This is a genomic window from Gordonia sp. NB41Y (genome assembly GCF_030718915.1).
In the GTDB taxonomy this organism is placed as follows: Bacteria; Actinomycetota; Actinomycetes; order Mycobacteriales; family Mycobacteriaceae; genus Gordonia; species Gordonia desulfuricans.
In genome coordinates, this window is record NZ_CP132196.1 from 461,737 (window position 1) to 483,821 (window position 22,085).

A 22,085-nucleotide genomic window follows, 5' to 3' on the forward strand; every position below is an offset into this window, starting at 1 on the left:
ACCACCGGCGCGCCTCCGCCCTTCGGCGCAGTGCTGGTCTTACCGTCACAGTTGTGACCTCCTCCGGAGCTCCGACGGAGCCTGCCGACTTCCGCACCGCGGTCGAGTCGCTGCATTCCGCGCGCATCCGACGCGACATCGAGGTCGGGCCGATCCGCCCGCCGCAGCGCCTGGCGCCCTACAGCTATGCGGTGGGCGCGGAGGTGCGCCGCGCCGACGACGATCCCGACGACGACCTGCAGGGCAGCGCCTTCGGGCGGCTGATCCTGCTCTACGACCCCGACGGCCAGGACGCCTGGAACGGGACGATGCGTCTGGTCGCCTACATCCAGGCGGAGGTGGAGGCCGCGCTCGCGGCCGACCCGCTGCTGCCCGAGGTGGCGTGGAGCTGGCTCGCCGATGCCCTCGGTGTCCCGGTCGGTGAGACCGCCAACGACGAGGGACCGGTCCACGTGACCGCTCTCGGCGGCACCGTGACCTCCACGTCGTCGGTGCGCTACGGCGACATCGCCGGTCCGCCGCGCGCCCATCAGCTCGAGTTGCGGGCGTCGTGGACCGCCTCGTCGGCCGAAGGCCTGGGCGCGCACCTGGAGGCGTTCTGCGAAGTGTTGTCGGCGGCCGCGGGTCTGCCCCCGGTCGGTGTCACCGAACTCGGGTCGGCGTGAGCGATCCGGCAGCGCCCGCCGAGGACGCCACCCCCACCACCCCGCTGCTCGAACCGCGCGAGGGCGTCCCGCCCGTGTTGTCGTCGGCCGGGCAGTTCGCCGACGCCGCCGAGCGGCTCGCCGCCGGCACCGGGCCGATCGCCCTCGACACCGAACGCGCGTCGGGCTACCGGTACTCCCAGCGCGCCTACCTGATCCAGATCCGGCGCACCGGATCGGGCAGTTTCCTGATCGACCCGATCGAGGAACCCGACGCGCTGGACCCGCTGATCGAGGTGCTCGACGGCCCCGAATGGGTGCTGCACGCCGCCGACCAGGACCTTCCGTGCCTGCGTGATCTGGGTTTCCGCGCCAGCGACCTGTTCGACACCGAACTCGCCGGACGGCTGCTCGGGCTGACCCGGGTGAATCTGGCCGCGATGGTCGCCGAGTTCCTCGGCCTCGGTCTGCAGAAGGGGCACGGCGCCGCCGACTGGTCACGTCGTCCGCTGCCACCGGAATGGCTGAACTACGCCGCCCTCGATGTCGAGGTGCTCGTCGAACTGCGCGATGCGATGGACGCCGCACTCGGCGACGCCGAGAAGCAGGAGTGGGCGGTCGAGGAGTTCCGGTACGTGCTGGGGCGTCCGGTCTCGCCGCCGCGCACCGACCGCTGGCGGCGCACCGCCAACATCCACACCATCAAGACCGCCCGCGGGCTGGCCACCGTCCGCGAGTTGTGGGCGGCGCGGGAGGAGATCGCGCAGCGTCGGGATGTGGCGCCGGGGCGGGTGCTGCCCGACTCGGCGATCATCACCGCCGCCGCAGCCGCCCCGCAATCGGCCGGCGACCTGACCAAACTGCCGGTGTTCGGCGGTCCCCGACAACGCAAGCAGGCTGCGGTCTGGATGTCGGCGATCCTGCGGGCCCGCGACCTGACCGACAAGGAACTGCCGCCGCGTAAGGCGCCGACCACGGGACTGCCGCCGATCAGCCGGTGGGAGCCCCGCAATCCGGAGGCCGCCGCCCGCGCGGCGACGGTGCGGCCGCTGATCAAGGAGATCGCCGCGGCCCACGAGGTACCGGCGGAGAACCTGCTCTCCCCCGATCTGGTGCGCCAGCTGTGCTGGGACGGGGTATCCGCACCGATCACCGCCGAGGCGGTCGACGCGGCGCTGGCCGCCGGTGGGGCCCGCACCTGGCAACGTGCGCTGACCGCGGCGCCGATCGCGGCGGCCATCGCCGGACTGCCCGGCTAGATCACACCGCCACCGCACCGCGAGACCGCTACCCGGGAGACGACCCCCGACAACGACGTGGGGCAGCACCCGCCGGAGATGCCCGGCCGGTGCTGCCCCACGTCATCGGTCAGTCCTGGGTGCGCGCCTCTTCGGGGGTCCGGAGCTCCTCGGGAGCCCGCGCGGCGTCGGGCTCGGAGGCGGTGTCGGCACGATCCATCCCCGGCAGGGTCTGCATCTCCGAGACCGTCGCGGTGATCGATCGCGCCAGGTCCTGGGCGGTCAGGCCGAGCTCGGCGAGGATCTGGCCGCGCGAGGCGTGGGCGATGAATTCCTGTGGGATGCCCCGGTTCTGGACCGGGACCACCACGTCGGCCGCCGACAGCGCAGCCGCGACCGCGGATCCGACGCCGCCCTGCACACCGCTGTCCTCGAGGGTCACCACGAGCCGGTGACGGGTGGCGAGGTCGGTGATCGACGCGGGCACCGGCAGTACCCAGCGCGGATCGACGACGGTGGCCTCGATGCCCTGGCTGCGCAAGCGGTCGGCGGTGTCGAGGGCCAGCGAGCAGAACGCGCCGACCGCGACGATCAGCACATCGCCGCCGATCTCGCCGACACCCGGGCCGCGGCGCAGCACGTCGACGCCGTCGTCGAGGCGGGTGACCGCGCGGATGTCCTCGGGCACCGCCCCTTTGGAGAAGCGCAACACGGTGGGGCCGTCGTCGACGGCGAGTGCCTCGTCGAGTTCCTCGCGCAGCCGGACCGCGTCGCGCGGTGCGGCCACCCGCAGGCCGGGCACGATCGACAGCAGCGACAGATCCCACATGCCGTGATGGCTGGGGCCGTCCGGTCCGGTGATCCCCGAGCGGTCGAGTACCACGGTGACCGGCTGGCGCAGCAGCGCGACGTCCATCAGCAGCTGGTCGAAGGCGCGGTTGAGGAAGGTCGAGTAGATCGCGACCACCGGATGCAGACCGCCCAGCGCCAGACCGGCGGCCGAGGTCATCGCATGCTGTTCGGCGATCCCGACGTCGAACATGCGATCCGGGAAGGCATCCCCGAACGCCGACAGCCCGGTGGGTCCGGGCATCGCCGCGGTGATCGCGACGATGTCGTCGCGGGTGTGTCCGGCCTCCACCAGCGCGGTGGAGAACACCGTGGTCCAGTCCAGCGGTGAGACCGATGTGGCGCGGCCCGTCCTCGGGTCGATCACACCGGTCGCGTGCATCTGGTCGGCCTCGTTGTTCTCCGCGTGCGCATAGCCCATCCCCTTGCGGGTGACGGTGTGCACGATCACCGGGCCGCCGTAGGCGCGGGCGCGACGGAACGCCGATTCGAGGGCCTCCACGTCGTGGCCGTCGACCGGTCCGACGTATTTGAGGCCGAGGTCGGTGAACATCGCCTGCGGGGCGAGCAGATCCTTGAGGCCGCTCTTCATCCCGTGCAGCACCGCATACGCGGGGTCGCCGACGACGGGCAGTTTGCGCACCACACGGCGCCCCTCGTCGAGGACGCGCTCATAGCTCGGCTGCAGGCGCAGCCCGGACAGGTGGCGGGCGAAGCCGCCGATCGTCGGGGCGTAGGACCGGCCGTTGTCGTTGACCACGATCACCAGGGGGCGGTCGCCGGCGGCGATGTTGTTCATCGCCTCCCAGCACATGCCGCCGGTCAGGGCGCCGTCGCCGACGACGGCCACCACGGTACGGTCGGGCTGGCCGGTGAGGGCGAACGACTTGGTCAGGCCGTCGGCGTACGAGAGTGCCGCCGAGGCGTGCGAGGACTCCACCCAGTCGTGTTCGCTCTCGGCGCGGTCCTGGTAGCCGGTGAGGCCACCCTGCTGCCGGAGGGTGTCGAATCGGTCGCGGCGCCCGGTGACGATCTTGTGCACGTAGCACTGATGTCCGGTGTCGAAGAGGATCGGATCATGCGGTGAGTCGAAGACCCGGTGCATGGCCAGGGTGAGTTCGACGACGCCGAGGTTCGGGCCGAGGTGCCCGCCGACCGCGGAGACCTTCTCGATCAGGAATCGACGGATCTCCGCCGCCAGCGTCACGACCTGCTCGGACGTCAGCTCACGGAGGTCGGCCGGGGATTCGATCTGCTCCAGCAGCCCCATCCGGTGTCCTCCCTCATCAGTACCCATCCGTCCCAGTCTACGGTCGTCGCCGCGCATGTCTGCGCAGCGGTGAGGTAGTCAGTGGCGTGACGTCGACCGCACCAGTACCGCGATCGCCTCCAGATGGTGGGTCAGCGGGAACGCGTCGAACCCGGTGATCCGCTGCGCGGTGTAGCCGTGGCGCCCGTACAGCCCCAGGTCGCGGGCGAAGCGGCCGACGTCGCATCCGACGTGCACGATCACCTCCGGCGCGGCGTCGGCGAGCTGCGCGATCACCGCGGGTCCGGCACCGGTCCGCGGCGGGTCCAGGACCACGACCTGCGGGGCGGGCAGGTCGGCGATCAGGCGCGCCACCTCTCCTGGGTGCAGGTGGATGCCGGTGTCGGTGGTGAAGGTGTGTTCGGCGGCCTCGAGGGCGCCGGGATCGGATTCGACGACGTGCACCGAGCCCGCCGCGAGGGTGTCGGTGAGGGCGGCCGCGAACACCCCGGCCCCGCCGTAGAGATCCCAGCAGACGCCGGGCGCGGCGTCGCCGAGGGCCGACCGCACCATGTCGGTGACGGTCGCCGCGTAGGTGTCGGGGGCGGCCCGGTGTCCCTGCCAGAACCCGGCGACCGGGATCTCCCAGCGTCGCGCGCCGACGCGGTGACCGGCCGTCGGCGCACCGGCGACCACCCGCTGCGGGCGGGGTGCCTCGCGGTGTCGGCGACGCTGCTGTGCGGCCCTGCGGTCCCGGGACCGTCCGCGTGACGAACCGCCCCGCTCCGGTCCGCCGCGTGGTGGTCGGCCGCCGCCCGCCGCAGCGGCCGGGACCGGTCCGATCTCGACGATGTGCCGGGTACCGGTGTCGTCGAGGGTGATCGCGAGATCGCCGCCGGGGGCGTATCCGTCGCCGAGGTCGGCGACCATCAGCGGATCGTTCTGGGCGCACGGATCTCCGGTGACGATGCCGGCACCGCCACGTTCGTGCAGCCCCGGCCGGCCGTCGGCGTCGACGGCCAGGCGGGTGCGGATGCGCCAGCCGGTCGCGCCGCCGTCGAGGGCCCGCACCGCCTCACCGGGCAGCAGCCGGTCGAGCCGGGCGGCGTCGAATCCGCCGATCCGGCCCAGCACGTCGCGCAGGACCTCCGCCTTGAGCCCCCGCACGTGGTCGGGGGTGATGAACGACTGGTCGCAGCACCCGGCGCCGTGGGCGGCCGCAGCGCACAGCTCGTCGATGCGCTGCGGTGCGGGCTCGAGTACGTCGACGGTCTCGGCGGTGAGGAACCTCGGCTTCTCCTCGACGATGCGGGCGGTGACCTGCTCGCCGGGGATCGCACCGCGCACGAACACCGCGCGGCCGTCGTCGGCGCGCCCGACGGCGGTACCGCCGTTGGCCGGCCGGTCGACGCGCAGGGTCAGCAGGATGTCGGTGTCGGTCACCGGTCGGGACCGCCGAGAGCGCGGCGGGTGTCGCCGGGGGCGTGATAGGCCATGTCCGCCTTTCGATGTTCGGACGACGTGAGCTGCCACGGCACCGAGGTGACCATCACCCCGGGTTCGAACAGCAGTCGCGTCTTGAGCCGCAGCGCGGACTGGTTGTGCAGGATGGTCTCCCACCAGTGCCCCACCACGTACTCCGGGATGAACACGGTGATCACGTCGCGGGGCGACTCGCGGCGCACCCGGCGCACGTACTCGATCACCGGTCGGGTGATCTCACGGTAGGGCGAGGCGATCACCTTGAGTGGGATGGAGATGTCGCTCTTCTCCCACTCCGACACCAGTTTGCGGGTGTCGCGGTCGTCGACGTTGACGGTGATCGCCTCCAGGGTGTCCGGTCGGGTGGCACGGGCGTACAGGACCGCCCGCTTGGTCGCCAGGTGCAGGCCCGACACCAGCACCACCGAGTGGGTTCGGCTGGGCAGCACCGCGCCCTCGTCCTCGTCCTCGGCGCGTTCCAGTTCGTGCTGCACCGTCGAGTAGTGGTGGTGGATCGCCTTCATCAGGACGAACAGCGCCACCATCGCCAGGATCGCGATCCAGGCGCCCGCGGTGAACTTGGTGATCAGCACCACCACCAGCACGGTGGCGGTCATGATCAGGCCGACGGTGTTGATCACCCGTGACTGCTTCATCCGACGCCGCGCACTCGGGTCGGTCTCGGTGCGCAGCAGTCGGGTCCAGTGCCGGACCATGCCGGTCTGGCTGAGGGTGAACGAGACGAACACCCCGACGATGTAGAGCTGGATCAGGGCGGTGACCTCGGCGCCGAAGGCGACGACGAAGGCGGTGGCGGCCAGCGCCAGGAAGATGATGCCGTTGCTGAACGCGAGCCGGTCACCGCGGGTGTGCAGCTGCCGCGGCAGGTAGCGATCCTGGGCGAGTACGGAGCCCAGTACCGGGAACCCGTTGAACGCGGTGTTGGCCGCCAGGACCAGGATCAGGGCGGTGACGGTCGCGACGAAGTAGAAACCGACCGGGAAACTCGCGAACACCGCGTGTGCGAGCTGGGCGATCATCGCCTTCTGGTGATACCCCTCGGGGGCACCGATCAGGTCGGTCGCCGGGTTCATCACATATTTGGCGCCGATCCGCTCGGCCAGGAACACGATGCCCAGCAGCAGCGTGATGGCGATCGCGCCGAGCAGGAACAGGGTGGTGGCGGCGTTGCGCGACTTGGGTTTCTGGAAGGCCGGCACCCCGTTGCTGATCGCCTCCACACCGGTCAGCGCGGCACACCCCGACGAGAACGCCCGGGCGATCAGGAAGACGAACGCCAGGCCCATCAGATTGGAGTGTTCGGCCTTGATCTCGAAGCCGGCGGCCTCCGAACGGACGGTGTCGCCGAGCAGATAGATCTGGATGAAACCCCAGATCAGCATGCCCAGCACGCCGAGAATGAAGGCATAGGTGGGGATCGCGAGCACCGACCCGGACTCCTTGAGTCCGCGCAGGTTGACCGCCGCGAGCAGCACGATGGCCGCCACACAGAACCACACCCGGTGCTGGGACACGAACGGGATCGCCGAGCCGATGTTCTCCGCCGCCGACGAGATCGACACCGCGACGGTCAGCACGTAGTCGACGAGCAGGGCGCTGCCGACGGTCAGACCGGCGGTGGGGCCCAGGTTGACCGTGGCGACCTCGTAGTCACCGCCGCCGGACGGGTAGGCGTGCACGTTCTGCCGGTAGCTGGCGACCACCACCGCCATCACCACCGCGACGGCGACCGCCACCCACGGGGTGTAGACCAGTCCGGAGAGCCCGGCGACCGACAGGACCAGGAAGATCTCCTGCGGCGCATAGGCCACCGACGACATCGCATCGGATGCGAACACCGGCAATGCGATGCGTTTGGGGAGGAGGGTGTGACCGAGCCGATCACTACGGAACGGCCGTCCCAACAGCAACCGTTTGGTTGCGACGGACACCTTCGACACGGTGGGCACCACGCCACACTAAGACCTGCGCCACCCGATCACCACAACTGACACGTCGACCCGCGACGACACGCCGCCGGGACCCGGATCGACCCGGGGAACGACACCGCGCGCCGGGATACCGGGCGCGAGGGTAGGTTCATCTCAACGGCGGTCACCGGACGCCGAGACGACCAGCGGCACCCACCGTGCCGAACGGGAGGATGCGACGTGCGGGTAGTCATCATGGGCTGTGGACGAGTGGGATCGTCCCTGGCCGCAGCGATGGAACGCCGTGGACACGAGGTGTCGATCATCGACCGCAATCCGTCGGCCTTCGCCCGTCTCGGGGACGGCTTCCGCGGCCAGACCATCGTCGGCGTCGGCTTCGACCGGGATGTGCTGACCCGCGCCGGGATCGAGCGCGCGGACGCCTTCGCCGCGGTGTCCTCCGGCGACAACTCCAACATCATCGCCGCGCGGGTGGCCCGTGAGACCTTCGACGTCGAGCGGGTGGTGGCCCGGATCTACGACGCCAAACGTGCCGAAGTGTATGAGCGACTGGGTATTCCGACCGTCGCGACCGTCCCGTGGACCACCGAGCGGTTCGTCTCCGCACTCGGTGAGGCATCCACCACCACCGAATGGCGCGATCCGTCGGGCACGCTCGCCATCGCCCAGCTCGAGATCCATGAGTCGTGGATCGGGACCAACGTGGTCAAGTTCCAGGAACTCACCGGCGCGCGGATCGCGTTCATCAACCGCGTCGGCCATCCGGTGCTGCCGGAGGCGCGGACCGTGCTGCAGCAGGACGACGTGGTGTTCGGGGCCGTGGTCCTGGACAACCTCGCCGAGACCCGCGCACTGGTGTCTGCACCGTTGAGCGGCGAATAGCGGCCGGGTCGAGAACGAGGAGAGACAGATGAAGGTCGCCATCGCCGGAGCCGGCGCCGTCGGACGTTCGATCGCCCGCGAACTCCTGGTCAACAAGCACGAGGTGACGCTGTTCGAGCGCAACGCCGGGCACATCGATCCCGACTCGGTACCCGAGGCGCGGTGGATGCTCGCCGATGCCTGCGAGCTGTCGAATCTGGAGTCCGCCGGGCTGCAGTCGTTCGACGTGATGATCGCCGCCACCGGCGACGACAAGGCCAACCTGGTGGTGAGCCTGCTCGCCAAGACCGAGTTCGCGGTCAACCGGGTGGTGGCCCGGGTCAACGATCCGCGCAACGAGTGGCTGTTCGGCGAGGATTGGGGTGTCGACGTCGCGGTGTCCACCCCGCGTCTGCTCGCCTCGCTCGTCGAGGAGGCCGTGTCGGTGGGAGATCTGGTGCGGCTGATGACCTTTCGCCAGGGTCAGGCCAACCTGGTGGAGCTCACCCTGCCACCCAACACCCCGCTGGCCGGCCACCCGGTACGCAAGCTGGCCCTCCCCCGCGATGTCGCCCTGGTGGCGATCCTGCGAGGCGGTCGGGTGATCGTCCCCGAGCGCGACGACCCGATCGAGGGCGGCGACGAGCTGGTCTTCATCGCCCCCACCGAGGCCGAGGACGCATTGCACGAGTCGATGCAGGTGGCACCGTAGGACGGACGTCGTTGCGACACGCGACAACGCGAGCGTCGATCCACTCGACCACCAAACCCAATCGCCGATTCGAGCACCAAACCAAACGATGGTTGAGCCGACGAGGAGCGCAAGCGACGAGACGAGTCGAAACCTCCGCCACCCGACCTCGGCAGGCGACCACCACCACAACGGTCACCGACACCGCAAACCCACCAGGCCTCGACACGGGTCCTCGCCCAGCGGCTCGGTCCCGGCTCGACCACCAAACCGAATGGCTGACTGAGGCGACCGACAAACCCAAACGATGGTTGAGCCGACGAGGAGCGCAAGCGACGAGACGAGTCGAAACCTCCGCCGCCCAACCTCGCCAAGCGACCCCCACCACAACGATCACCGACACCGCAAACCCACCAGGCCTCGACACGGGTCCTCGCCCAGCGGCTCGGTCCCGGCTCGACCACCAAACCGAATGGCTGACTGAGGCGACCGACAAACCCAAACGATGGTTGAGCCGACGAGGAGCGCAAGCGACGAGACGAGTCGAAACCTCCGCCGCCCAACCTCACCAGGGCGACCCCCACCACAACGATCACCGACACCGCCACCCCACCAGGCCTCGACACGGGTCCTCGCCCAGAGGCTCGGTCCCGGCTCGACCACCAAACCGAATGGCTGACTGAGGCGACCACCAAACCAAACGATGGTTGAGCCGACGAGGAGCGCAAGCGACGAGTCGAGTCGAAACCTCCGCCGCCCAACCTCACCAGGCGACCACCCTCAAACCGGTCACCGACACCGCAAACCCACCAGGCCTCGACACGGGTCCTCGCCCAGAGGCTCGGTCCCGGCTCGACCACCAAACCCAATGGCTGACTGAGGCGACCACCAAACCCAAACGATGGTTGAGCCGACGAGGAGCGCAAGCGACGAGACGAGTCGAAACCTCCGCCGCCCAACCTCGCCAAGCGACCACCATCAAACCGGTCATCGACAACGCAACCGACGACCTGGCCAACCATCGGAAAGAAGGGCGACGGTCAGTCTTCGGTGCCTTGGAGTTCGTAGTACGGGTTGTAGATCACCTTCATGCCTTCGTGCTCGGCGAGGCGACCGCGCACGGTGATCTTGCGTCCGGGTTCGATCCCGGGAATCCGGTTGCGGCCGAGCCACTTCAACAGCACCACGTCGGAGCCGTCGAAGAACTCCGCCTTGACGCCGGTCTTGGCGGCGCGCGAGCAGGTCTCCACCGACCTGAGTTCGCCGTGCATCGACACCTCGTCGCCTCGGCAACACTCTGCGGCGCGCTGGGCACCGGTGGCCTGCGACTCGGCCGCGATCTGCTCGGCGTCGACGTTGCCGAGGTCTTCGGTCAACCGTCGCGTCAGCCGCTTGAGATAACCGGTTGTCGGCATCACAAACCTCCGGGGACGAACTTCGATCTGTAGGAACTCGCCTCAGCGTAGACCCACGTTCTCATGGGGTACAACGCGCGGCATGATCTGTTCATGCCCGCAGATGACAGGAACAGTCCGGACCGTCCAGAAGTGCTGGTCGCGCTCCCCGGAACCGGCTCCGACGCCGACTTCGTCCGCCGCGCATTCGGCCCGACCGCAGCGGATCTCGGCATCGAACTGATCGGCCTGCAACCCACCGACGACCTGATCGACGGATACCGCCGACGGCTCACCGACATCGCCGACCAGCGGGGCTCGATCCTGGTCGGCGGGGTGTCCATCGGGGCCGCGGTGACGGTGGAATGGGCCCTGGGCGCCGGTGCGGGGCGCTGCGCGGGTGTGTGGGCGGCGCTACCCGCCTGGAGTGGTCCGGCGACCACCGCGGTGGCGGCCGCGAGTGCACGGGCCACCGCGCAGGCACTGCGCGCCGACGGCCTGGATGCGACCGTCGCCGCGATGGCACAGGGCAGCCCGACGTGGCTGGCCGACGAACTCGGGCGGTCGTGGCGGGCGCTGCATCCCGGACTCGTCGTGCAGCTGGAACAGGCGGCCGCCTATCGTGCACCCACGGTCGCCGAGATCGCCGGGCTCACAGTGCCGTTGGGGATCGTCGCGGCCGCCGACGATCCGCTGCACCCGATCGACGTGGCGCGGGCATGGGCCGACGCCGCCGCGCATGCCTCACTCGCCGAGGTGACCCTCACCGCGTGGGGTGAGCAGCCGGAGCTCCTCGGGCGGGCATGCGCACGCGCATGGCAGTCGGTACGTACGACGACGGCCGGGTGATCCCTGTCGGGACCCACCCGGCCGCTCGCACGACTCAGTTCTTGGAACGCCGCCGACGGAAGCGCTGCATGGCCGATCCGCTCGACGGCGGCGCCTCGTCGGCATCGCCGGAGTCGGGGGCGACACCCGCGGCGGTCTCGGCGTCGGAAGCATCGGAGGCGTCGTCGGCGGTGGCCTCGGCACCACCGGCATCGCCCACCGGCGCCTCGGTCACGACCGTGGCCTGCTCGATCTGATCGAGCGCTCCACCCGGGACGCGATCGCCGGCGTCGGCGGGCTGGGCCTGCGCCGTGTCGGCGACCGGCTCGGATGCGGGTACGGGCTCGGCTGCGGCCGGCTCGCCGGCCTCGGCCCCGGTCTCGCCGAACATCTGCTGCTGGGCGGCGGCGACCTGGTCGGCGAGCACCGGCGGTAGCACGATGGGCAGCATCTCCCGCGGCGGCACCGGGTCCTTGCCGCGGCGCACCACGGACTCGGCCAGCACCGCGCGGGCGAGCTGGGCCAGCTGTTCGGCGGCCTCGGCGGGTCCGCTGGCCACGCAGCGCACCATCCAGCGCGGACCGTCGACGCCGATGAAGCGGTGGGCGGCGCCGGGGACCTCGGCGAGCACCTCGCGGCCCCAGTGGCCGTCCTCGACGCTGGTGGTCGCGCCGTCGTCACGCAGGGACGACGCCAGTTCGCGGACCACCTCGCGCCACAGACCGGGCGACTTCGGGGCGGCGAACGCGGTCACCGAGATCCGGCCGACGGGCGTCACCAGGTAGACGCCTTCGGGCTGATGGTCCGGGCTCATCTCGACGGTGACCTGCCCGCCCTCGACCACCGGTACCAGCACCGATCCGAGGTCCAGGTGCGAATTGGCCAGCTCTTCGGCCGGCGTGTCCAGTGCCTCGATGTCATACGGTCCGAGCGCCTGCCCGACCCGCAACTCCCCGTCCTGTGCCATCAGCTCCGTCTCTCCTCGCACGACCCGGTCGAACTGCCCGGTCGACCGGTTCGAGGGTAGTCGAGTTCATCCCCGACGACGGTCACCGACCCGGCTCAGCCGACCTGCGGATCACCCAGGATGGCGTGTCCGCCGCTCGATCCGTATCCGCCGGTCCCGCGACTGGTGTCGTCGAGCTCGTCGACCTCGACGAAGCCGGGCAGCTCCACACGCTGGACGAGCAGCTGCGCGATCCGGTCGCCCCGGCTGATGTGGATGGTCTCGGTGGGGTCCAGATTGATCAGGCACACCTTGATCTCGCCGCGGTAGCCGGCGTCGATGGTGCCCGGGGTGTTGACGATCGAGAGTCCGGCACGGGCGGCGAGACCCGAGCGCGGGTGGATCAGGCCGACGGTGCCGACCGGCAGGGCGATCGCGATGCCGGTGCCGACGAGCTGTCGGCGGCCGGCGGGCAGTTCGAGGTCGATGGTCGAACAGAGGTCGACGCCAGCGTCGCCCGGATGTACGCGGGCCGGCAGCGGGATTCCGGAATCGAGCCGCCGTACGCGGATCGGCGGGGTTTCCGGGGCTGTTCCGGCGGGGGTCTCGGCGGGGTCTCCGGCAGGGGAAGGGGTCAGATCAGCGGCCACGCAGGCAGACTACGCTGGTCCTGTGAGTGATCCATCATCGGCGAGCGGCCCCTCGTCCTCCTCCGGCCCCTCGTCCCCCGCCGGCACCGTCCGCTTCAGCGAGCGTCTGTACGTGCCCTGGTGGTGGGGGCTGGCCGCACTGGTCGTCACCGGGGTCGTCGGCTACGAGATCTCGTTGTCGGCGCATCGCTCCGCGTGGGGCTACCTCGGATATGTGGGGACGGCGGTGCTGTGTGCCCTGGTGCTGTGGTCGATGAGCCGGACGCAGGTGACGGTGACCGCCGACGGCGAGCTACACGCCGCGAAGGCCCGGCTACCGCGTGCGGTGATCGGCCGTGCGGCCACGATCCCGGCGACCGCCAAGAGTGCTGCGCTCGGCCGTCAGCTCGACCCCGCGGCCTTCCTGGTGCACCGCGCGTGGATCAAGACGATGGTGTTGCTGGTGCTCGACGATCCGGACGATCCGACGCCCTACTGGCTGGTGTCGACGCGGCGTCCGGCCGAGCTGTTGAAAGCCCTCGGAGTGCCCGATGCGGCCGAGGCTGTGACCGCACCGGACGAGGGGACTGCATCTGATGAGGATCGGCGATCCGGGTCCGACTAGGACCTGGATCGGCCCGACTCAGGCGCAGTCGACACAGATCATCTCGGAGCCGCTCTCACGGGCGAGACGACTGCGGTGGTAGACGAGGAAGCAGCTGCTGCAGGTGAACTCGTCGGCCTGCTTCGGGACGACCCGAACCGAGAGCTCCTCGCCGGACAGATCGGCTCCGGGGAGTTCGAACGACTCCGCGGTGTCGGTTTCGTCCACGTCGACCGCCGCGGACTGCGCCTCGCTGCGCCGGGCCTTGAGCTCCTCGAGTGAGTCCTCGTTGAGATCCTCGGACTCCGTGCGACGGGGCGCATCGTAATCAGTAGCCATTGTGTGCCTTACCTGGTTGAAGGAGGGCGCCGTGGGTTCGGGCTCGTGACCTGCGAACCGTGGAGCGCGAAGTCGCCGGGATTGTCTTGCCGGCGTCACTACAACGTCATGACCGGTGCGATTCGTTACCCGCCACCCGCCGTACTGTTGTGATCTTCATCACATTGTATTGCCATGACCTCCAACAGTTCCGGGAGGGCGGGCGCCCGAAGCATAGAAGAGAGCAGACCTCAAGTCAACATGCACTCCGTCGGGGCGTCCGACGGCATGTCGGCGCCCCCACCCTCTACAGTGGGCGCGTGGTATCGCAGATCACTACCGGCTACCCGACCGATCACAACGGTCGCCCGTTCCGCCGCCGCAGTTTCCGCCCCGCGATCATCCTGCTGGCGGTCCTGGTGGTGCTCGCGGTCATCGTGTGGACGGTGGCACTCAGCAACTCGGAGGCCGCCGCGACACCCACCGACTGCAATCAGCCCACCCCGGCCACACCGACGGCCACCGACGCCTCGGGGGCGCCGACGGCCGCTCCGGCGAGCACCGCGGCGCCGACGGCGACCGTCGCCGATCGCGACGAGATGCTGGCGGTGTCCCCGGCCTCACTGGCCACCTTCCAGGTCCGGGTGCTCAACGCCTCCACCACCCGCGGTGCCGCACGCTCGGCCTCCGACGACCTCACCCATCTCGGGTTCACCCCGGCCACCGACTCGGCCTACGGCGACGACCCGATCTACCCCAACCACGACCTCAACTGTGTCGCCCAGATCCGGTTCGGCCCGGCGGGCAAGGCCGCGGCGGCAGCGGTGTGGCTGGCCATCCCGTGCGCCCAGCTCGTCGACGACGGTCGCCGCGACACCACCGTCGACGTCGCCCTCGGTGAGCACTACCGCGCCCAGGAGCAGTCGCAGGATGCGCAGGCGGCCCTGGAGGCGCTGCGCTCGGCCGACCCCAAGAGCGACAAGAACGCCGTCGACCCGGGGCTCGTCAGCGCGGTGCACGCACAGAAGTGCTGAGCCCGGCCGGGTCCGACGCGCACCCGGCCGTCCTCACCCACAGGCGCACGACCGCTCAGCGGGGCACGATCACCCAGAGAGACACGGTCACGCGCCTGCGCACACTCACTCGGCGGTGAGGCAGACCCGCGCGCCGATCTCGTCGAGCAGGCCGAGGAAGTCCTCGGCCACCCCGCCGGCCACCGCGATCGTGGGATGCCCGTCGGCCGAGCGCGAATCCGGCGGCGGCAGGATCACCGTCGCGCCCGCCTCCGCAGCGATCAGGCCGCCGGCCGCCCAGTCCCAGGGACTCAGCCCGTGTTCGATGTGGGCGTCGACGGCGCCGCTGGCCACCATGCACAGGTCCAGGGCCGCGGCACCGATCCGGCGCAGGTCGCGCACGCGCGGCAGCATCTGGGCCACCAGCTGCCCCTGCGCCCGCCGACGCTGCGCGTCGTACCCGAAGCCGGTGGCCACCAGGGCCATCTCGACCTGATCGATGTCGTTGCACCGCAGTCGGTGCGGTGACTCGCCCGGCCCGTGCCGGAACGCTCCCCCGCCCAGCGTGGCGGCATAGGTGATCTGCCGGGCGACGTCCACGACCGCACCGGCCACCGACCGTCCGTCGATCTGCGCGGCCACCGACACCGCGTAGGCCGGGATGCCGTACATGAAGTTGACGGTGCCGTCGATCGGGTCGATCACCCAGCGCACCCCGGACGGGACGCTGACGCTGCCACCCTCCTCCTCGCCGAGGATCTCGTCGTCGGGGCGATGGCTCCGCAGCAGCGTCCGGATCAGCTCCTCGGTCTCGGTGTCGGCGAGGGTCACCGGGTCGGTCGGGGTGGACTTGGTGGCGACCGCGTCGCTCTGCTCGTGGGTACCACCCTCGCCGGCGACGCCGAACAGTTCCGGCCGTCGCGTCCGCACATGCGCGGCGGCGGCCTCGGCGACGGTGACGGCCACCTCCCCCAGTTCGGCTGCGCGTTCCCGGTCGGTCTGGCTCATCTGTTCCTGCACTCGTCCATGTCAACACATCCGGCCGCCGCACCTGGCGGCGGGCACACCCCGGCGCCGCACCTCACACCGGCCGGCCGCCGCCGGGCGCCGTGTCGACTTCGCCGGGAACCGCGCACACCGCGCCCGCCCTGGATAGCCTGGTACACCGAGGCTTCCGACAACGACAGTCATCATCCGAGAGGATCTCCCATGACCGAACCCGCCGCATCCGACTCGCCGTCCCCCGCAACGCATCTGAGCTTCGGCGTGGACGTCGGGGGCTCCGGCATCAAGGGCGGCATCGTCGACCTCGACACCGGTGAACTGGTCGGCGACCGGTTCAAGGTGCTCACCCCGCAACCCGCCACGCCCGACGCGGTGGCCGCTGGGGTCGCCGAGGTGGTCGCCCACTTCGGCTGGGCCGGTCCGGTCGGCATCACCCTGCCCGGCGTGGTCACCGACGGTGTGATGCGCACCGCGGCCAACATCGACCACGGCTGGATCGGTACGGACGTCTCGGAACTGTTCGGCACCGCCCTCGGCGGCCGGCCGGTGTCGGTGCTCAACGACGCCGACGCGGCGGGTCTCGCCGAGGTCGCCTTCGGGGCGGGCAAGGGCGTCGACGGCGTCGTGATGCTGCTCACCTTCGGTACCGGCATCGGCTCGGCCCTGCTGGTCGACGGCAAGCTCGTGCCCAACACCGAGCTCGGGCATCTGCTGGTCGGCAAGAAGGAGGCCGAGCACATCGCGTCGTCGCGAGTGAAGGAGGTCAAGGAGTTGTCCTACCCGAAGTGGACCGAGAAGGTCTCCGAGGTCCTGGGGACCTACGAGGCGCTGTTCTGGCCGAAGCTGTTCATCGCCGGCGGCGGCATCAGCCGGAAATCGGACAAATGGATTCCGTTGCTCACCAACACCACCCCGGTGGTGCCGGCGACCCTGCGCAACACCGCCGGCATCGTGGGCGCCGCAATGGCCGTCGAACAAGGCCTGAGAGCCTGATCAGAGACGCGACGCGACCCCATTGACCTGGCCTTTGTCACTTGAACGGTGATGGTGTCGTTACAATGGAGCGCACCGGTGCCCATTGTGCCGGACCAAGCCCTGATCCGCGACGGCTCACGCTGCCGCGACGGTTGTGAGATTCATCCCGAAAGGTTGTACGTGGCAGCCACCCAAACCCGTCAGGAGGGCGCCGAGGTAGACGACTCGACCTCGACGACGACCACCCCGGCGCAGAAGGCACCCGCGAAGAAGGCCGCCAAGAAAGCGGCGGCCAAGAAGGCCCCCCGCAAGGCTGCTGCCAAGAAGGCACCCGCCAAGCGGACCGCCAAGAAGGCTGCGGCCAAGAAGGCCACCTCGGCCAAGTCCGGCGAGGGGGTCGACGACGGCGATCTCGAGTCCACCTCGATCGACGACATCGACGGTCCCGACGCCGACCTCGACGACGACGTGGAGATCGATGATCTCGACGTCGACGATGACGACGACGCCGAGGACTCCGCCGACGACGACGAGGAGGACGAGGGCGACGAGTCCTCGACCCCCGCGGCTCCCGCGGCCGCCAAGAAGGCCACCGCCGCGGCCACCGACAAGAAGGGCAAGGACGACGCCAAGTCGTCCGGCGACTTCGTCTGGGACGAGGAGGAGTCGGAGGCCCTGCGGCAGGCCCGCAAGGACGCCGAGCTCACCGCCTCGGCCGACTCGGTGCGCGCCTACCTCAAGCAGATCGGCAAGGTCGCGCTGCTCAACGCGGAGGAGGAGGTCGAGCTCGCCAAGCGGATCGAGGCCGGCCTGTTCGCCACCGAGCGGCTGCGTCGCATCCTGGAGTCCGGTGAGAAGCTCACCACCACCCAGAAGCGTGACCTGAACTGGATCTCGCGTGACGGCAACCGCGCCAAGAACCATCTGCTCGAGGCCAACCTCCGTCTGGTGGTGTCGCTGGCCAAGCGCTACACCGGTCGCGGTATGGCGTTCCTGGACCTGATCCAGGAGGGCAACCTCGGTCTGATCCGTGCGGTCGAGAAGTTCGACTACACCAAGGGCTACAAGTTCTCCACCTACGCCACGTGGTGGATCCGGCAGGCCATCACCCGCGCCATGGCCGACCAGGCCCGCACCATCCGTATCCCGGTGCACATGGTCGAGGTGATCAACAAGCTCGGCCGTATCCAGCGTGAGCTGCTCCAGGACCTCGGCCGCGAGCCGACCCCGGAAGAGCTCGCCAAGGAGATGGACATCACGCCGGAGAAGGTGCTGGAGATCCAGCAGTACGCGCGTGAGCCGATCTCGCTGGACCAGACCATCGGCGACGAGGGCGACAGCCAGCTCGGTGACTTCATCGAGGACTCCGAGGCGGTCGTCGCCGTCGACGCGGTGAGCTTCACCCTGCTGCAGGATCAGCTGCAGTCGGTCCTCGAGACGCTCTCCGAGCGCGAGGCCGGCGTGGTGCGTCTGCGCTTCGGTCTCACCGACGGTCAGCCGCGCACGCTCGACGAGATCGGCCAGGTCTACGGCGTCACCCGTGAGCGCATCCGTCAGATCGAGTCGAAGACGATGTCGAAGCTGCGCCACCCGTCGCGCTCCCAGGTTCTGCGCGACTACCTGGACTAGTTCTCACCACGCTTTCTGTGATGACGGTCTCGCCGCCGGTTACCCCCCTTGTCGGGCGTGTAACCGGCGGCGGTTCTGTTGTAACGGGTGAGTGACGACACAACTCTCGGCGCGTCGGAACAATACGAACCGCCCGAACGTCTGACAGAGTGAGGTTGACGCATCGCCCGGATGTGTCGGCTCTGAAGGAATGGCGCAGAGAGCGCCGGACCGGGACGGAGGAACCAATGCCAGACATCGCGACCACTACCCCGATCTCCATGCCGCTGACCGCATCTGACCGTTGCGATCGCTGCGGTGCGGCGGCGAAGGTACGTGCCGTGCTTCCCAAGGGCGGCGAACTCCTCTTCTGCCGACACCACTTCAACGAGCACGAGGCCCGCCTGGTCGAGATGAGCGCCATCGTGCTCGACGACTCGGCCACCGAACTCGTGTGACCACCCCGAACTGACCCTCTCAGCAGCGAAAGACCCGGCGGATCCCATCCGCCGGGTCTTTCGCTGTGTCGGGGCCGGTCACCGTCGGGTGCTCGGTCGTGGCCGCCGGCGTGTGGCTCGGTCCGGTCTGCTCAGCGCCACTCGCGCAGCGCCTGGATGCGCTCGCGCAGTTGCTCGGCCGACGCCAGGGCCGTGGGCGGACCACCGAGCCGGCTGCGCAGCTCGCTGTGCACCACACCGTGCGGTTTGCCGGTGCGGTGATGGTGCATGGCGACCAGGGTGTTGAGTTCCTTGCGCAGGGCGTGCAGGTTCTCCCCCGCCGCCCGCGGCGACGCCTCGGCCTTGGGCGCCGGTGTGGGTTCGGCGGAGCGTCGCGCCACCTGGCCGTCCTGACGCTGCCGGAGCAGCTGCTTGACCTGGTCGGCGTCGAGCAGGCCGGGCAGGCCCAGATAGTCGGCTTCCTCGTCGCTGCCGGTGAAGGTGGCCGTGCCGAACGACGAGCCGTCGAAGATGACCTGGTCGAGTTCGGCGTCGGCGTGCAGCGACTCGAAACTCTTCTCCTCCTCGCCGGGCTCGTCCTTCTGCTTGTTGGCCTCGGCGATCAGTGCGTCGTCGAGTCCGTCGCTCTCCCGGTGCGGCTTGCCGAGCACGTGATCGCGTTCGGCCTCCATCTGGCTGGCGAGGTCGAGCAGCACCGGCACCGACGGCAGGAACACGCTGGCGGTCTCACCCGGCCGGCGCGACCGCACGAACCGGCCGATGGCCTGTGCGAAGAACAACGGGGTGGACGAGCTGGTGGCGTACACGCCCACGGCCAGGCGGGGCACGTCGACGCCCTCGGACACCATGCGCACCGCGACCATCCACTCGTCGTCGGACGCCGAGAACTCGGCGATCCTCGACGACGCCTTCGGGTCGTCGGAGAGCACCACCGTGGGGGCCTTGCCGGAGATCGCGGTGATCAGTTCGGCGTAGTCGCGGGCGACGGTCTGGTCGGTGGCGATCACCAGCGCCCCGGCATCGGGCATGCCGCCGGCACGCAGCTGCCGCAGCCGGGTGTGCGCGGCCTGCAGCACCGACGGGATCCAGTCGCCGTGCGGGTCCAGGGCGGTGCGCCAGGCACGGCTGGTGTGCTCGGCGGACAGGGGTTCGCCGAGCCTGGCGGTGAACTCCTCCCCCGCGCTGTTGCGCCAGCTGGCCTGCCCCGAGTACGCCAGGAACACCACCGGCCGGACCACGCCGTCGCGCAGTGCGTCGGCGTAGCCGTAGGTGTGGTCGGCGCGCGAGCGCATCGCGCCGCCCGGTTCGGGCTCGTAGGTGACGAACGGGATGGGCGAGTCGTCGGAACGGAACGGCGTACCGGTCAGCGCCAGCCGGCGTTCGGCGTCGTCGAAGGCCTCGCGGATCGCCTCACCCCAGGACTTCGCGTCACCGCCGTGATGGATCTCGTCGAGGATGACCAGGGTGCGGCGACGTTCGGTACGCACCCGGTGCCGGGTGGGATGCGCGGCGACCTGCGCGTAGGTCAGGGCCACCCCGTGGAAGTCGGTGCTGGTCTGACCGGTGGAGTTGCGGAAGTTGGAGTCGAGCTGGATGCCGACGCGGGCGGCGGCCTCGGCCCACTGGTGTTTGAGGTGTTCGGTCGGGGTGACCACGGCGATCTGCTCGACGGTGCGATCGTCGAGGAGTTCGCGCGCCACGCGCAGGCCGAAGGTGGTCTTACCGGCACCCGGGGTGGCGACCGCGAGGAAGTCCTTGGGGGCGGTCGCGAGGTAGCGGGTCAGGGCGCGCCGCTGCCAGGCGCGGAGCGGCGGACCTGCGGTGGCAGCAGAGACGACGTCTTCGGCAGAGGTCACTGGGGTACTGACTCCGTGTTCGCATGAGAGGAGGCTGGTCGCGCCGCGGGGCGAGAACGAGGTCGCGGCGCGGGGACGCCCGGTGCAGCGCATCGAGCCTCGATCATGCTACCGATCCGTGCCGACAACGGCGTCGGCGACACATGCGGTCCGGGACACACCGCCGTGACACACCAGGTGACAGGGGTGTCGCACCGGCGTCGGCCGGGATCAGGAATGCTGTACCCATCAGCACACCACACCGCAACCCGGTCCCCCTGCCGCCCGACGACCATCGGCCGTCCGGGGATGCACCGGTGTCCGACGACGCGGTGACCGATGCCCTGCCGTCCGGCCGGTCCGCCGCCGGGCAGCCCCCGCACGCCGGCGACGGGTCGCCGGACCGTCCGTCCGGGCACGCCTCACCGGCGGAGGATCGTCCGCCGGGACCCGATGGGAAGCCCCTGCCGGTCTGGCGCAACATCCATCGGCTGGTGTGGCGCACCATCGTGAAGTCGTGGGACGACGGCATCGTCGGCTGGGCTGCCCAGGCCGCGTTCTGGCAGGCGCTGTCGTTGCCACCGCTGCTGCTGGGGGTGTTGGGCTCGGTCGGCTACCTCGCGGGCTGGTTCGGGCCGGACACGGTCAACGTGATCTCCGACCGCATCATCTCCTTCGCCGACCGCACCTTCTCGGCGAGCGTCGTCGACGACCTGATCAAACCGACCGTCGACAACGTCCTCGGCCGTGGCCGGGTGGGCGTCATCTCGGTGGGCTTCTTGCTGTCGCTGTGGGCCGGGTCGTCGGCGGTGTCGTGTTTCGTCGCCTCGATCGTCCGGGCCCACGATCAGCACGAGGTGCGCAACCCGGTGTGGCAGCGGATCTTCGCGCTGCTGCTGTATGTGGTGTTCCTGGCGGTGGCGGTCCCGCTACTGCCGCTGGTGGCGCTGGGACCGGACTATCTGCGCCAGATCGTCCCGGACTCGTGGGACCCGATCGTCAGCCAGCTCATCGCGTTCGGCTACTTCCCGTTCGTCGCGGTGCTGATGCTGCTCGTGCTGACCACGCTCTATCACCTCGCGCTGCCCAATCCGCTGCCGTGGCATCGACTGGTGGGCGGGGCGATCGTGGCCGGGGTGTTCTTCTGGATCGCCAGCTACATCCTGCGTATCTATCTGGCGCAGATCGTGCGGGCCGGCTACTCCTACGGCGCGCTGGCGACGCCGATCGCCTTCTTGCTGTTCGCGTTCTTCCTCGGCTTCGCGATCGTGATCGGCGCCGAGTTCAACGCCGCACTGCAGTCGATGTGGCCGGCCAAACCGACGATGACGGTGCAGGTGCGCGAGTGGGTGACCACCCAGACCGCGGAGGTGACCGAGCAGCTCAAGACGCTGCCCGAACGCCTGTCCAGCGGTCCGATCAGCCGGCGCCGGCGGGCCGACGACGAGCAGGATGCCGACGACCCGGCCGATCACCGACCGGACTGAGCGGGACCGACCGGACCGA

20 protein-coding genes are annotated in these 22,085 nt (G+C 69.9%); 11 read left to right on the forward strand and 9 right to left on the reverse strand.

Translation table 11 applies throughout. From position 1 onward, the window contains the following. Window positions 1-53 precede the first annotated feature (53 nt). Window positions 54-665: a DUF3000 domain-containing protein gene (locus Q9K23_RS01915; RefSeq protein WP_305950371.1), complete on the forward strand. Its 612-nt coding sequence runs from the start codon at window positions 54-56 to the stop codon at window positions 663-665. Continuing rightward, window positions 662-1,903, forward strand: coding sequence for a ribonuclease D (locus Q9K23_RS01920; RefSeq protein ID WP_053776446.1), 1,242 nt, complete (start codon window positions 662-664; stop codon window positions 1,901-1,903). Before Q9K23_RS01915 ends, Q9K23_RS01920 begins: the two co-directional genes overlap by 4 nt. 109 nt (window positions 1,904-2,012) lie before the next feature. Here the strand turns inward: Q9K23_RS01920 and dxs are convergent, their stop codons facing one another. From dxs to Q9K23_RS01935, 3 genes are all read right to left on the reverse strand, one after another. Beyond that, window positions 2,013-4,001 carry a 1-deoxy-D-xylulose-5-phosphate synthase gene (dxs, locus tag Q9K23_RS01925; RefSeq protein WP_053776445.1) on the reverse strand — a complete coding sequence of 663 codons (1,989 nt, stop codon included), beginning with the start codon at window positions 3,999-4,001 and terminating at the stop codon, window positions 2,013-2,015. A gap of 78 nt (window positions 4,002-4,079) precedes the next feature. After that, complete coding sequence (locus tag Q9K23_RS01930) at window positions 4,080-5,423, reverse strand: TRAM domain-containing protein (protein WP_305950372.1); 1,344 nt, start codon at window positions 5,421-5,423, stop codon at window positions 4,080-4,082. Next, window positions 5,420-7,432 (reverse strand): APC family permease, encoded by a 2,013-nt coding sequence (locus tag Q9K23_RS01935; RefSeq protein ID WP_174519023.1) that lies wholly within the window; start codon window positions 7,430-7,432, stop codon window positions 5,420-5,422. Before Q9K23_RS01935 ends, Q9K23_RS01930 begins: the two co-directional genes overlap by 4 nt. Window positions 7,433-7,633: 201 nt before the next feature. Between Q9K23_RS01935 and Q9K23_RS01940 the strand changes: the two genes are divergently transcribed. Then, window positions 7,634-8,296: a TrkA family potassium uptake protein gene (locus Q9K23_RS01940; RefSeq protein ID WP_053776444.1), complete on the forward strand. Its 663-nt coding sequence runs from the start codon at window positions 7,634-7,636 to the stop codon at window positions 8,294-8,296. 28 nt (window positions 8,297-8,324) lie between these two features. Next, window positions 8,325-8,987 (forward strand): TrkA family potassium uptake protein, encoded by a 663-nt coding sequence (locus tag Q9K23_RS01945; RefSeq protein ID WP_053776443.1) that lies wholly within the window; start codon window positions 8,325-8,327, stop codon window positions 8,985-8,987. A gap of 1,019 nt (window positions 8,988-10,006) precedes the next feature. Here the strand turns inward: Q9K23_RS01945 and Q9K23_RS01950 are convergent. Beyond that, on the reverse strand, window positions 10,007-10,381 hold the full coding sequence (locus Q9K23_RS01950; protein WP_053776442.1) for an OB-fold nucleic acid binding domain-containing protein: 375 nt from the start codon (window positions 10,379-10,381) through the stop codon (window positions 10,007-10,009). A 93-nt stretch (window positions 10,382-10,474) separates the two neighbouring features. On the opposite strand from Q9K23_RS01950, the gene Q9K23_RS01955 reads away from it, so the two are divergent. Beyond that, window positions 10,475-11,209: an alpha/beta hydrolase gene (locus tag Q9K23_RS01955; protein WP_053776536.1), complete on the forward strand. Its 735-nt coding sequence runs from the start codon at window positions 10,475-10,477 to the stop codon at window positions 11,207-11,209. A 34-nt stretch (window positions 11,210-11,243) separates the two neighbouring features. On the opposite strand, the gene Q9K23_RS01960 is transcribed toward Q9K23_RS01955, so the two are convergent. Both Q9K23_RS01960 and dut read right to left on the reverse strand, forming a co-directional pair. After that, entirely contained in the window at window positions 11,244-12,155 is a 912-nt protein-coding gene (locus Q9K23_RS01960) for a DUF3710 domain-containing protein (RefSeq protein WP_053776441.1), read from the reverse strand. Between the two features lie 95 nt (window positions 12,156-12,250). Continuing rightward, window positions 12,251-12,706, reverse strand: coding sequence for a dUTP diphosphatase (dut, locus tag Q9K23_RS01965; RefSeq protein WP_053776535.1), 456 nt, complete (start codon window positions 12,704-12,706; stop codon window positions 12,251-12,253). A 100-nt stretch (window positions 12,707-12,806) separates the two neighbouring features. On the opposite strand from dut, the gene Q9K23_RS01970 reads away from it, so the two are divergent. Continuing rightward, entirely contained in the window at window positions 12,807-13,388 is a 582-nt protein-coding gene (locus tag Q9K23_RS01970; RefSeq protein WP_053776440.1) for a DUF3093 domain-containing protein, read from the forward strand. An 18-nt stretch (window positions 13,389-13,406) separates the two neighbouring features. On the opposite strand, the gene Q9K23_RS01975 is transcribed toward Q9K23_RS01970, so the two are convergent. Beyond that, the gene (locus tag Q9K23_RS01975; protein WP_020793611.1) at window positions 13,407-13,706 is read right to left on the reverse strand and encodes a DUF4193 domain-containing protein; all 300 of its coding nucleotides are present in this window, start codon (window positions 13,704-13,706) and stop codon (window positions 13,407-13,409) included. 299 nt (window positions 13,707-14,005) lie between these two features. On the opposite strand from Q9K23_RS01975, the gene cei reads away from it, so the two are divergent. Further along, entirely contained in the window at window positions 14,006-14,719 is a 714-nt protein-coding gene (gene cei / locus Q9K23_RS01980) for an envelope integrity protein Cei (protein ID WP_053776439.1), read from the forward strand. A 105-nt stretch (window positions 14,720-14,824) separates the two neighbouring features. On the opposite strand, the gene Q9K23_RS01985 is transcribed toward cei, so the two are convergent. Further along, entirely contained in the window at window positions 14,825-15,706 is an 882-nt protein-coding gene (locus Q9K23_RS01985) for an inositol monophosphatase family protein (protein WP_053776534.1), read from the reverse strand. A gap of 201 nt (window positions 15,707-15,907) precedes the next feature. On the opposite strand from Q9K23_RS01985, the gene ppgK reads away from it, so the two are divergent. The 3 genes from ppgK (at window position 15,908) to Q9K23_RS02000 (ending at window position 18,744) form a co-directional block, all read left to right on the forward strand. After that, the gene (gene ppgK / locus Q9K23_RS01990; protein ID WP_053776438.1) at window positions 15,908-16,696 is read left to right on the forward strand and encodes a polyphosphate--glucose phosphotransferase; all 789 of its coding nucleotides are present in this window, start codon (window positions 15,908-15,910) and stop codon (window positions 16,694-16,696) included. Between the two features lie 162 nt (window positions 16,697-16,858). After that, complete coding sequence (locus tag Q9K23_RS01995) at window positions 16,859-18,307, forward strand: RNA polymerase sigma factor (RefSeq protein ID WP_020793522.1); 1,449 nt, start codon at window positions 16,859-16,861, stop codon at window positions 18,305-18,307. 227 nt (window positions 18,308-18,534) lie between these two features. Beyond that, on the forward strand, window positions 18,535-18,744 hold the full coding sequence (locus Q9K23_RS02000) for a hypothetical protein (RefSeq protein WP_020793520.1): 210 nt from the start codon (window positions 18,535-18,537) through the stop codon (window positions 18,742-18,744). 131 nt (window positions 18,745-18,875) lie between these two features. On the opposite strand, the gene Q9K23_RS02005 is transcribed toward Q9K23_RS02000, so the two are convergent. After that, window positions 18,876-20,600 carry a DEAD/DEAH box helicase gene (locus Q9K23_RS02005; RefSeq protein WP_053776437.1) on the reverse strand — a complete coding sequence of 575 codons (1,725 nt, stop codon included), beginning with the start codon at window positions 20,598-20,600 and terminating at the stop codon, window positions 18,876-18,878. A gap of 296 nt (window positions 20,601-20,896) precedes the next feature. On the opposite strand from Q9K23_RS02005, the gene Q9K23_RS02010 reads away from it, so the two are divergent. Beyond that, the gene (locus Q9K23_RS02010; RefSeq protein WP_261977711.1) at window positions 20,897-22,066 is read left to right on the forward strand and encodes a YihY/virulence factor BrkB family protein; all 1,170 of its coding nucleotides are present in this window, start codon (window positions 20,897-20,899) and stop codon (window positions 22,064-22,066) included. Window positions 22,067-22,085: the final 19 nt, after the last annotated feature.

Bases quoted from the DNA above. Each gene is read 5' to 3' on its own strand.
- dxs (WP_053776445.1), bottom strand. From the start codon at position 4,001: ATGGGGCTGCTGGAGCAGATCGAATCCCCGGCCGACCTCCGTGAGCTG.
- Q9K23_RS01945 (WP_053776443.1), top strand. From the start codon at position 8,325: ATGAAGGTCGCCATCGCCGGAGCCGGCGCCGTCGGACGTTCGATCGCC.
- Q9K23_RS01950 (WP_053776442.1), bottom strand. From the start codon at position 10,381: ATGCCGACAACCGGTTATCTCAAGCGGCTGACGCGACGGTTGACCGAA.
- Q9K23_RS01955 (WP_053776536.1), top strand. From the start codon at position 10,475: ATGCCCGCAGATGACAGGAACAGTCCGGACCGTCCAGAAGTGCTGGTC.
- Q9K23_RS01960 (WP_053776441.1), bottom strand. From the start codon at position 12,155: ATGGCACAGGACGGGGAGTTGCGGGTCGGGCAGGCGCTCGGACCGTAT.
- Q9K23_RS01975 (WP_020793611.1), bottom strand. From the start codon at position 13,706: ATGGCTACTGATTACGATGCGCCCCGTCGCACGGAGTCCGAGGATCTC.
- Q9K23_RS01985 (WP_053776534.1), bottom strand. From the start codon at position 15,706: ATGAGCCAGACCGACCGGGAACGCGCAGCCGAACTGGGGGAGGTGGCC.
- ppgK (WP_053776438.1), top strand. From the start codon at position 15,908: ATGACCGAACCCGCCGCATCCGACTCGCCGTCCCCCGCAACGCATCTG.
- Q9K23_RS02000 (WP_020793520.1), top strand. From the start codon at position 18,535: ATGCCAGACATCGCGACCACTACCCCGATCTCCATGCCGCTGACCGCA.